The sequence below is a fragment of the Kitasatospora sp. NPDC057595 genome (assembly GCF_042800875.1).
Lineage (GTDB): Bacteria > Actinomycetota > Actinomycetes > Streptomycetales > Streptomycetaceae > Kitasatospora.
The window spans coordinates 904-11,726 of record NZ_JBHVGL010000047.1; the positions used below are offsets into that span (position 1 = coordinate 904).

10 protein-coding genes and 1 pseudogene are annotated in these 10,823 nt (G+C 74.8%); 1 reads left to right on the forward strand and 10 read right to left on the reverse strand.

Features of this window, described 5'->3' with window-relative positions; translation table 11 throughout:
- Positions 1-188: 188 nt before the first annotated feature.
- Positions 189-458, forward strand: coding sequence for an RICIN domain-containing protein (locus ACFU9E_RS35020; RefSeq protein ID WP_380715668.1), 270 nt, complete (start codon positions 189-191; stop codon positions 456-458).
- A 196-nt stretch (positions 459-654) separates the two neighbouring features.
- On the opposite strand, the gene ACFU9E_RS35025 is transcribed toward ACFU9E_RS35020, so the two are convergent.
- From ACFU9E_RS35025 to ACFU9E_RS35070, 10 genes and pseudogenes are all read right to left on the reverse strand, one after another.
- Positions 655-2,241, reverse strand: coding sequence for a sensor histidine kinase (locus ACFU9E_RS35025; RefSeq protein ID WP_380689968.1), 1,587 nt, complete (start codon positions 2,239-2,241; stop codon positions 655-657).
- Positions 2,238-2,981, reverse strand: coding sequence for a response regulator transcription factor (locus tag ACFU9E_RS35030; RefSeq protein ID WP_380689966.1), 744 nt, complete (start codon positions 2,979-2,981; stop codon positions 2,238-2,240). The genes ACFU9E_RS35025 and ACFU9E_RS35030 overlap by 4 nt, the downstream gene beginning before the upstream one ends.
- A gap of 58 nt (positions 2,982-3,039) precedes the next feature.
- Positions 3,040-4,590, reverse strand: a complete 1,551-nt coding sequence (locus ACFU9E_RS35035; protein ID WP_380715670.1) for a streptophobe family protein — start codon at positions 4,588-4,590, stop codon at positions 3,040-3,042.
- Positions 4,591-4,659: 69 nt separating this feature from the next.
- Positions 4,660-6,879, reverse strand: coding sequence for an MMPL family transporter (locus ACFU9E_RS35040; protein ID WP_380686850.1), 2,220 nt, complete (start codon positions 6,877-6,879; stop codon positions 4,660-4,662).
- A 209-nt stretch (positions 6,880-7,088) separates the two neighbouring features.
- Positions 7,089-7,405, reverse strand: a pseudogene (locus tag ACFU9E_RS35045) (MFS transporter); the annotation flags it as partial.
- Between the two features lie 414 nt (positions 7,406-7,819).
- Positions 7,820-7,960, reverse strand: coding sequence for a hypothetical protein (locus ACFU9E_RS35050; RefSeq protein ID WP_380686848.1), 141 nt, complete (start codon positions 7,958-7,960; stop codon positions 7,820-7,822).
- Positions 7,961-8,047: 87 nt separating this feature from the next.
- Positions 8,048-8,203: a hypothetical protein gene (locus ACFU9E_RS35055; RefSeq protein ID WP_380686846.1), complete on the reverse strand. Its 156-nt coding sequence runs from the start codon at positions 8,201-8,203 to the stop codon at positions 8,048-8,050.
- Between the two features lie 874 nt (positions 8,204-9,077).
- Positions 9,078-9,380, reverse strand: coding sequence for a DUF202 domain-containing protein (locus ACFU9E_RS35060; protein ID WP_380686844.1), 303 nt, complete (start codon positions 9,378-9,380; stop codon positions 9,078-9,080).
- Positions 9,377-9,772, reverse strand: a complete 396-nt coding sequence (locus ACFU9E_RS35065) for a YidH family protein (RefSeq protein ID WP_380686842.1) — start codon at positions 9,770-9,772, stop codon at positions 9,377-9,379. The genes ACFU9E_RS35060 and ACFU9E_RS35065 overlap by 4 nt, the downstream gene beginning before the upstream one ends.
- Complete coding sequence (locus ACFU9E_RS35070) at positions 9,769-10,761, reverse strand: formylglycine-generating enzyme family protein (RefSeq protein ID WP_380686840.1); 993 nt, start codon at positions 10,759-10,761, stop codon at positions 9,769-9,771. The genes ACFU9E_RS35065 and ACFU9E_RS35070 overlap by 4 nt, the downstream gene beginning before the upstream one ends.
- Between the last annotated feature and the right edge of the window lie 62 nt (positions 10,762-10,823).

A 10,823-nucleotide genomic window follows, 5' to 3' on the forward strand; every position in this document is an offset into this window, starting at 1 on the left:
TTCTCCGCCCCCCCCCTATATCAACCCCCCCCCTTGGGGGGGCTGTTTTTTTTTTTTATAACCCACCGGCGGGGCGGCGCGGGGGGGGGCGGGTTATCAACCCCCCCGCCCCCACCGCTGCTCCCCGATCGGAGAGCGACCGCCCGAGACAGATAGCCGAGTACGGCGACAGCCCCGCCGGACAACCCATGATGATCGACGACCACCCCGACGAGTCCCAGACCCATCTGGTGGAGCCGATGGATGAGAACCCCAACCAGTACTGGCGGTTCCAGGACGTGGGCGGGGACCGCTACACCGTCGTCGGCGGCGGCCGGTGCCTGACCGCCACGGCCGCCCGGCAGCACGTCGCCTCCCTCCCGTGCGACGGGCGGAGCGAGCAGAGTGGCGGCCGGTGCTGGTCGGCGACGACGGCGGCGAGGGCGCGCCCGGCACGCCGAGGCGCAACGGGCTGTTGAAGCTCCGCTCCGCCGCGGGCAACGACATCGGGGTGGCCGGCGGGGCCACGGACCGGGGGACCCGTCTGTTGACCGGCGACCCGGCCGCGTCGACGGCCGCGTTCGTGAAGTACCAGGGCTCCTACTTGTACGCGCAGTGGTGCACCACCGCCACACTCGGCACCGCCGAGGCCGACGGCGGCCGGCCGTCGTTCGTTCAGCCGTCGTCCGTTCCGTCGGACGGGGAGGGCAGGGGCAGCAGGACGTGGAAGACGCAGCCCCGGTCGGGGGCGGTGTCGAGGGTGATGCGGCCGCCCTGGGTGGCGACCAGGGCGTGGGCGATGGCGAGGCCGAGGCCGGAGCCGCCGGTGGTGCGGTCGCGGGAGCCGTCGGTGCGGTAGAAGCGGTCGAAGACCCGTTCGCGTTCGGCGGCGGTGAGGCCGGGGCCCTGGTCGGCTACTTGGAGGACGGCGTGGTTGCCGACGGTGCCGACGCCGATGCGGATCGGGGTGCCGGGCGGGGTGTGGGTGACGGCGTTGCCGATCAGGTTGGTGACGACCTGGCGCAGGCGGGCCTCGTCGGCGACGGCGGGGGCGTTGGAGGGCTTGCCGCCGCCGGGGCCGGTGAGGGTGACCGGGCGGGTCTTGTCCAGTGCGCGGACGTCGCGCAGGGCGTCGGCGGCCAGGGTGCGCAGGTCCATGGGCGCGAGGTCGAGGGCGAAGGCCGGCTCGGTGCCGGGGCCGCCGGCCGAGGGGTGGGCGTCCTCGTCGAGGCGGGCGAGCAGGAACATCTCCTCGACCAGTCGGGCGAGGCGGGTGGACTCGGCGGCGATCCGGGTCATGGTCCGGTCGAGGTCCTCGCGGGTGGACAGTGCGCCCATCCGGTAGAGGTCGGCGTAGCCCTTGATGCCGACGAGGGGTGTGCGCAGTTCGTGGCTGGCGTCGGCGAAGAAGCGCCGGGTGCGGGATTCGGCCTCGGAGCGGGCCCGGAAGGCGGTGTCGATCTGGCCGAGCATGTGGTTGAGGCAGGCCGCGAGGTGGCCGACCTCGGTGTGCGGGGCGGCCAGTTCGGGGACTCGCCGGGAGTAGTCGCCGTCGGCGATGGCCGTCGCGGTCTCCTCGATCCGGGTCAGCGGGCGCAGGCCCGAGCGGACGGCGAACCAGCCGACGGCGGCCAGCACCGCCAGCAGCGCTGTGCCCATGCTCAGCGAGAGGGCGCGGGTCTTGGCGGTGGTGCGGTCGACCTCGTCGAGGGAGGTCGCCACGACGACGGTGCCCCGGGTGGGCGGCGGGTCCGGCGCGATGAGCTGGGCCGCCTGGGGGAGCGCGATGACCCGCCAGGCGCGGTCGCTCTCCTGCGAGGGCACGGTGAACGGGCGGCCCCCGTGGGCGAGGACTTCCGCGCGGTCGAGCGGCGGTAGTTCGGGGCCGCCGCCGGGCGGCGCGGGGCTCACGTCGAAGGCCCGGCGGGTGGAGCCGTCGTAGTTCAGGTAGGTGACGGTGGTCTCCCCGAGGACGCCGAGGGCCTGCACACCGGTCGGGGTGCCGGCGCCGTCGGGCGGCGAGAGGTGGGCGGCGATCTGCCCGGTCAGGGCCAGCCGGTCGTCGACCCGGTCCTGGAGGTAGCCCTGCAGGGCGCCGGCGACCAGGGCGCCGGTGCCGAGCAGGCCGACGGCGACCAGGGCGATGGAGAGGCAGAGCAGACGGGTGCGCAGCGACAGGCCGCTCAGCCCGCGCCGCAGCGCGTGCAGTGCGCGGACGGCGCGGCGCTCCGGCGCCGGGGGCGCGGCGGGGGGCGGGGTCACGGCCGGGGCCCGCGCAGCACGTAGCCGACGCCGCGGACGGTGTGGATGAGCTTGGGCTCGCCCCCGTCGACCTTGCGCCGAAGGTAGCTGATGTAGGTGTCGACGATGCCGGCGTCGCCGCCGAAGTCGTACTCCCACACGCTCTGCAGGATCTGGTTCTTGGACATGATCCGTCCGGCGTTGGTCATCAGGAAGTGCAGCAGCCGGAACTCAGTCGGGGAGAGCCGTACGCTCTGCCCCGCCCGCGTCACGTGGTGGCCGTCCGGTTCGAGTTCGAGGTCGCCGACGGTGATCCGGACCGTCTGCTCGCCCCGGGTGCGCCGCAGCACGGCGTGGATCCGGGCGATGAGCTCCTCCAGGTCGAACGGTTTGGTGAGGTAGTCGTCGCCGCCGATCCGCAGACCGTGCAGCAGGGCCTGCCGGTCCTCGCGCGCGGTGACGAAGAGCACCGGCACGTCGCCGCCGCGGCCGGGGTGGTGAGCCCGGGGCTGGGCGCGCAGGCGGCCGATCACCTCGAAGCCGTCCATGTCGGGGAGCATGACGTCCAGCAGGACCAGGTCGGGGGTGCGCCGGGCCGCGAGCTCCAGGGCCTCCTGCCCGGTGCCGGCCGCGTCGACGTCGAAGCCCGCGTAGCGCAGCGCGGTGCGCAGCAGCTCCCGGACGGTGGGCTCGTCGTCGACGACCAGCAGGTGGTCCGGCCGGTCACCGGTGGGCCGGGCCGGGGGTGTCGGTGCCGCCATGGTGTGGATTGCCGCCTTCACGGACAGGGCTGGGTGGGATCCCCCCAGCATCACATGCTCAGGAGATCCGGCCGGAGGAGCCTCGGGAGGCGCCCGCCCGGGCCGGCGCCGGGGCGGGCGCCTCGCGCCGCGGCTCCTCGGCCGCGGCGTTGCGGGCGGTGGCCGCCGCGTCCCGGCGGCGGGCCCGCCGCTGCTGGAGGCGGATGCCGCCGTAGCCGGCGCCGGAGGCGACGGCGACCGCGGCGAGTGCGGACAGCCCCGGGGTTCCGTCGAGGCCGGCGGTCACGCCGCCCATCTCCCGGCCCATCACGCTGACGCCGATGCCCAGCGACGCCCGGGCCGCCAGCGGCAGCAGGAGGACCGGGGGGCCGACGGCGATGCCCAGCCGCATGGCGGTCTCGGTGTTCCGGCCGAAGACGGCCTGCGCCTCCTCCTTGCGGGTGCGCGCGGGGGTGCGGGCCGCCGCGAAGTAGCCGGCGAGCACCGCCAGGACGAGCGCGAACAGCAGGCCGACCAGCCACAGCGGCACGCCGGCGCCCGACCAGCCGGTGAGGCCGACGGACCGGTCGGCCGCCGCACCGCCGCCGCCCCCGCCGAAGCCGCCGAACATCCCGCCGCCCTCGGCCTTGACGCGCTGCATCCCCGCCCCCCACGGCGTGCCCAGCCCGGCGGTGAGCAGGACGACGAGCAGGTTCGGGCCGATCAGCAGCAGCGCCCCCGCCGCTTTGGCCGCCTGCTCGCGGCCGCTCAGGGAGGCGAGGCCGGCCAGCAGGGCGAGGGCCAGGACCGAGCAGCACAGCACGCCCGCGATCCCGCTCAGCGCGGACGTCACGGCGTGCCACGACCTGCGGCCCTGCCCGAGGGCGAGGTGGCGGGAGAGCGTCGTGCGCCGGGCCGCGAGGCAGCCGAGGCCGAGGACGACGCAGACCCACAGCAGGCCGGAGAAGACGGTCACCGCGACATCGGTGCCGAAGGCCACCGAGGACAGCGAGTCGGCGAGGCCGCCACCGTCGCCGCCGAGGCCGCCGAACCCGCCGCCCAGCCCGCCGAAGCCCCCTTCGCCGCCGCCCTTGCCGAACCGGTCCGTCACGCCCTCGGGCAGCGTGGCCGTGCCGTGCGCCGTGCCGGCCAGCAGGGGGAAGACCACGGCGGCCGCCGCCAGCGCGCCGCCGAACCGCGCCCACAGCAGCTCCGAGGCGGGCTGCGGCCGCCGGTACAGGGGCCGGAAGAAGCCCAGCGCGAGTACGGCGGTGCCCAGGAAGGTCACGCCCAGGGGCATCATTGAGACCGTGCCGGTCAGCCCGAGGTCCAGGCCGCCGAGCATCCCGCCGAGGCTGCCCTCGTCGAGCCCCGCGTCGTTACCCGACCCGTCGGAGGGCATCGACTCCAGGGTGATCCCCCCGCCGAACGCCATGCCCACCACCGCCGGGACCAGCCGGGTGGCGGGCGCGATCGGGCCGGCGCCGAGCAGGACCAACGCCGCCCAGACGGCGGCGGCCATCGCCACGGCGGCGGCCACGGTGGCCAGCGCGCCTTCGAGGGCGTTGCGCCAGAGCGCGCGGGCGGTGGCGGGGCGCGCCGCGGCGGGGCGCGATCGGGCGGCGGGCATGAGCGGTCTCCTTGGGACGGGGGTCGAGGGTGGGACGGGGTGGTCGAGGGCGGGCGCGGAGCGGGCGGCTCAGACGGCGGGCGGACGGCCGGCGGCGCTTCCCAGCGGCTCGACGGCGGGCTGCGCCTCGGACGCGCCCGTCGCCTGCGGGGCCTGTTCGAGCCGCGCGCCCTCGACGTCGAGGTCCGGCAGCACGCGGTCCAGCCAGCGGGGCAGGCTCCAGGCGTGCCGGCCGAGCAGTGCCAGCACGGCCGGGACGATCGCCATCCGGACGACGAACGCGTCGAAGAGGACGGCCGCGGCGAGGCCGAAGCCGATGGTCTTGAGCATCTGCTCGTCCGACCCGAGGAAGGAGCCGAACACCGCGATCATGATCACCGCGGCGGCCGTCACCACGCGCGCGCTGTGCTCGAACCCGCTGACCACGGCCTGCTTCGGCGTCCGCCCGTGCACAAAGGCCTCGCGCATCCGGGTCACCAGGAACACCTCGTAGTCCATGGCGAGGCCGAAGACAACGCCGACCATGAAGATCGGCATCATCGACATCACCGGCCCCGGCTCCGTGACGCCGACCAGCTCCCCCAGCCAGCCCCACTGGAACACCGCGACCACGGCGCCCAGCGAGGCCAGCACCGACAGCAGGAAGCCGACTGCGGCCTTGAGCGGGACGAGTAGGGAGCGGAAGACGGCGATCAGCAGCAGGAACGCCAGGCCGACCACGAGCGCCAGGTAGGGGAGCAGCGCGTCGGACAGCTTCTGCGAGACGTCCCCGTTCATCGCGGTCGGCCCGGCGACGAGCACCCGGGCGCCGCTGTCGCCAGCGAGCGCCGGATCGCGCAGCGCGCGCACCAGCTCGCCGGTCCGCGCGCTGCCCGGCGCAGTGGTCGGCACGACGGTCAGCACGGCGGTGTCCCCGGACCCGCTCGTCCTCGGCTGCCCGACCGAGGCCACGTCCGCCCGGTCACGGATCCGCTCGGCGACGCCCTGCGCCGCGGCCTCGGCACCGCCGTCCGCCTGGACGACCACGGTCAGCGGCCCGTTGTAGCCGGGGCCGAAGCCCTCGGCGACCAGGTCGTAGGCGCGGCGCTGGGTCGTCGAGGCGGGCTTGCTCTCATCGCCCGGCAGCCCCGTCTCCAGCGAGGCCGCCGGGACGGCGGCCACTGCGAGCAGCACGACCCCGCCCAGCAGGACGGCCACCGGGCGCCGCATCACCAGTCGGGCCCAGCGCACGCCCAGCCCCTCCCGGGGCTGCCCGGAGCCGTCCGCCCCGCGGCGGCGCCGGCGCGGCGGGCCGATCCGGCGCCCGCAGATCCCCAGCAGGGCGGGGACCAGGGTGACGGCGATCAGCACCGCCAGCACCACCGTGCCGGCGGCGGCCAGGCCCATCCGGGTCAGCAGCGGGATCCCCACCACGCCCAGCCCCGCGAGGGCGATCACCACGGTCAGGCCGGCGAACACCACCGCCGACCCCGCCGTCCCCACCGCGCGGCCGGCCGCCTCCGTGCGGTCGCGCCCACGGGCCAGCTCGGCGCGGTAGCGGGAGACCACGAACAGGGCGTAGTCGATGCCGACGGCCAGGCCGATCATGGTGGCGAGCCCGGTCGTGGTCGAGCCCAGCCCGAGCGGTTCGGCCAGCACCCGGATGGCCAGCCCGCTGACGCCCACCCCGAGCACGGCCGTCAGCAGCGGAAGGCCGGCCGCCAGCAGCGAGCCGAACGTCACGACCAGCACCACGACGGCCACCGCCAGACCCAGGGCCTCCGAGGAGCGCCCGCCGGGCGTCGCGCTGACGGCGCTGCCGCCGACCTCGACGGACAGCCCCGGAGTGCGCGCCCCGTCGACGGTCGCCATCAGCGCCTCGCGCGAGCCGTCCTCCAGCTCCGTGGCGGGCACCCCGTAGGAGACCTGCGCGTAGGCGGTGGAGCCGTCCTCGCTGACCGACCGGGCGGTGAACGGGTCGGTGACCCGGACGACCTGCGGGTCCCCGCCGAGGGAGCGCACCGTCTCCCCGATCGCCTCCCGCGCCCCGGCGTCGGTGACCTTGCCCTCCTGGGCGCGGAAGACCACCCGGGCCGTCGCGCCGTCGGCGTTCGCCTCCGGGAAATCGGCCTTCAGCACGTCGTAGGCCTGCTGCGCCTGGGTGCCGGGCATCGAGAAGTCGTTGGGCGGCGGGGCGGGCGCGCGTCCGGCGAGCACCCCCGCTCCCAAGAGCAGTCCCACCCAGAGCAGGGCGACCAGCCAGCGCCTCCGGAAGGAGAACCGGCCGAGCCCGGAAAGGAACGTGGCCACAGTGAGGGCTCCAAGTCAGATCGAGGCGGTCGGGAGACCGCACCGAGGCTGTCAGCGCTCTCTGACCGTCCTCGAAGAGAACCTGTGAGCCCTCTGAGAACTCCGCCCGTCCGCGTCGGCCCGCCGCTACCCGACCAGTCCGGGCTCCCGACCACCCGGCCGATATTCACAGGAGCCTCTACGGCGGGCGTCCCGGCCGCTCCCGGGGCGGGGAGCAGCAGCGGGCCGAACAGGATGAGCACGCCCGCGACCGCGATGGCGGTGCGGGGCCCGGCGACGGCGAGCCAGCCCGCCGAGCGCGGTCAGGACGGCGACGGCCGCCTGCTGGCCGATCGACCAGGCCGCCAGCGTGCGGGGCGACCAGCTCCCGGGGCGTGCGTTCGAGCCGGTAGGTGGCGAGCACCGGGGTGCAGAGGCTCATGTTGACGGTGATCGCCAGCTCGACGGCGAGCACCGTGACCAGGCCGACGACACCGGGGCGGACGAAGGCCAGGCCGGGCAGCCAGACCGCGCGCAGCGTGGCGTGGCACCGCGAAGGCCTCGGCCAGGGCGTCTCTCCCGGTGGGGAGACTTCAGGACTGCTCGGCCGGTGGGGCCGCCTCGGACGGTCATCACCACGCCGTACTGCGAGTCGAGGACGTTCTCCACGCGCAGGTCCCAGCGATTGCCGGGTCGGCCTACCGTGTCGTCGACGGAGCCCAGCCAGGCGCGGCCGGGCGCGGTATAGGAGGTGCAGCGGACGAGGGCGTCCGGCAGACGCAGTCGAGGGCGAGTGAAGGCGTGCCTTCGGTGGCGGTCGCCGGTGCGCTCGCGGCCGGCCGCACCACCGGCCCCTGCAGGGGGTGTGGAGGGTGCCGCGTGGGGCGATGGGGTTCGTGGCCCGGCCTGGGAGGCGGCCCGGGACGGGCCCTCGGGAGACGGGGGTTCGCCGTGGGTGAGGTCAAGACCAGGCGATCAACTCGCCGTTCATGGTGAAGCCCAGGATGAGGGAGAGGGTGATCCGGCGCCCGCCTTCTGAGTTGTGGACCTGGTGGAGGTTGCGGCAGTCGAAGAAGACGCCTTCGCCGGGTTCGGCCAGCACGGTTACCGAGGGCGCGTCGGCGGCGGTTTCGGGGGACCAGCCATAGCCGTCCTTGCGGGTGTCGTCGGCGGGGATCCAGCGATGCCGTCAGACGGTCAGCGCACCGCCGTGCTCGGCGGCGGTGAGGTGCAGGTTGAAGGCGGGCTGCACGAGGGGCTCGTCGTTGATGTGGCCGGGGAACTCCCGCACCACCTCGTCGTAGTGGATCTTCGAGCTGGTTGGGAACTCGCGGAGGATGCCCACGTGCAGCGGCCGTCCTCCGATCGTCGCGGGGCGCACCGTGACAGGTTGGGCGTCCGGACGATCGCGCAGGTGTCGGCGGCCAGCCTCTACAGAGCCTCCCGCAGCTCTCCTTCCGCAGCGGTCTCCGCCGCGAAAATCGCCTCGTCGCTGTGCCGGGCCAGCGTCATGGCCGTCATGGGTTCTCCTTCTCGGGGGCGGAAGAACGGGACCCTTCACGTGGGTCCCTGTGGTCGCGGCGGCGGCCAGGTCACGGCTTGGGGGCACGGCGGAACCAGGCTCCTCGCCTCCTCAGCGCACGGACGTCGCGCGTCTGCCCGGCCGTCAGTGCGCGGGGTAGGGCCGCGGTTGTCCGGGACTACCGCCGTGCGGCCGCCTCGGAAACCTTCACGACATGCAACGCAAAAGAATCATATGATCACTATAGGTAATGTTCGATTGTGGCCGTCCGGCCGGGCGGCATCAGGGGGAACGGCCCGAGGTGGGGCTTGCATGCCGCGAGTCACTTCCGCGGGTAGCCCGGGACGGATGGTGCGGCGGGGGTAGGGGAGTCGGGTGCTGCGGCGACGACGAGGCTATCCGGCACGCCCGGACTCCCAGGTCACGCACCGGGCCCGTCACGCCGCGTGTCGCCCGGCGCTTCCCGGCGAGCGGCGACGTGCCACCCCCATTCGGTTCAGGCCCGGGTGTCCGGGCTGGCCGGCGTTGCCCCGGCAGCGGCTGCTGGAGGTGCCCGCGGCGGTGTCCCGCGCCCCCCGGGCGCGCGGACCGTCGTGCGTCGGTGCCGGGCCTGGCGTCCGGGCCGGGCGTGGAGCTGACTGTCGCTGCGCCGATGGCAGCGGATCTCCCCAAAGGATGCGTTCGTCGGCTGCTGCGCTCAGCGGTCGGCCGGGTGGAGCACCATGGTCGCCGCGAGCACGGCGAGCGCGATCGTGCACGCCGCTGCCGTCAGCGCGCCGCGCGGGGACAGCGGACGCGGCCGCGACACCCCCACCCCGAGCACGCGTCGATGAGCCGTGCGCAGGAAGCCCAGCCAGGTGAGGGCGATCAGCGGAACCACCGACAGCGGGACCTGTTTGACCGCCAGCAGCGCCGCCACCGTGTACGACAGCGTCGTTCGCCGCCAGGCCAGCCGGGTGCGCTCGGGCTGGAGTCCGGGGTCCCGTCCCTCCGTCGTCACGGACCCTCCCAGCCGAAGAGGACCACCACCGCCATCGTCACGGCCACGGTCGCCACGCCCAGGCCGAGCACCGTCGGGAACCGCGAGATCGGAAGGTTCTTCCCGAGCCGCATCGCCCGCTCGCACCGCACCCAGTGGTTGACCGCCCGCAGTGCGCAGAGCACCCCTGCGGCCAGGAGCGCGAGCGCCAGTCCGGCGCGGACGCCCCGGGCCAGCTCCGGCAGGAACTGGTCGACGGCGAACCCGCCGCCGATCAGCGCCAGCGCCGTCCGGATCCAGGCGAGGAAGGTGCGCTCATTGGCCAGCGAGAACCGGTAGTCGGGGGTGTCCCCCTCGTCGTGGATGCCCTGCGGCGCGAACCACAGCCGCAGGGTCCGTATGCGTTCGTTCATGGGGAGACCGTGCGGAAACCGGCGTTGGCCATGGACGAGTCGGGGGTGTTCGAGGTTCGGGCCGCGTTGCGGTAGCGGTTGCAGTAGCTGTCGTGGCAGAGGAAGGACCCGCCTCGCATGACCCTCGGCGCATGGGGCGCCGGGCCGGCCGGGCCGGCGGGATCGTGCACGGTCCCTGCCGCGAGGTCCCGGGTGTAGGTGTCCACGGCCCACGCGTCGGCGCACCATTCCCAGACGTTGCCGACGGTCTGCCAGAGTCCGTAGGCGTTGGGGGAATACGTGCGCACGGGTGCCGTGGTGAGGAAGCCGTCGTCCATCGTGTTCTCCGCGGGGAAGGCGCCCTGCCAGATGTTCAGCCGCCAGCCCGCGCGTTCGCCCTCCTGCGCGCCGAGGTCGTCGCCCCAGGGGTAGCGCCTGCCGTCGAGTCCGCCGCGCGAGGCCGTCTCCCACTGGGCTTCGGTGGGCAGGGCGCGGCCGGCCCAGGCGCAGTAGGCCTGGGCGTCGTTCCAGGAGATGTGGACCACGGGGTGCTCGTCCAGCCCCTCGATCGACGATCTCGGGCCGCCCGGGTGGCGCCAGTCCGCGCCCCGGACACCGCGCCACCACGGGGTCTGCGGCGGCTGCCCGAGGATGTCGCGGGGGTCGGCGGCGAGTGCGAGGTGGAAGACGGCGGAGAAGCCGAAGGTCTCCGCTTCGGTGCGGTACCCGGTCGCGGCCGCGAACTTCGCCCAGTCGGCGTTGGTGACGCTGGTCGTGTCGATGTCGAAGGCGGTGAGGGACACCGGGTGGACGGGGGTCTCGCCGTCGGCCGGTGCGCCGTCGCCGTGGGCGTCGCCCATCCGGAAGGTCTGCGCGGGGATGTGCGCCTGCGGGACGGTGTGCGCGGACGGCCCCGCCGGCCTCGGGTGCCCAGCCGGGGGCGGGGGGACGGCGGGCCCGGTGGCGCGCTGGGGGGCGCAGCAGCCGGTGCGGTGCTCGGGTCGGTCCATGGTGCTTCCTTGCGGGGGGTGTGGGCCGCGACCGTGGCCCCGCCCGGGGCCACGCACGGGCA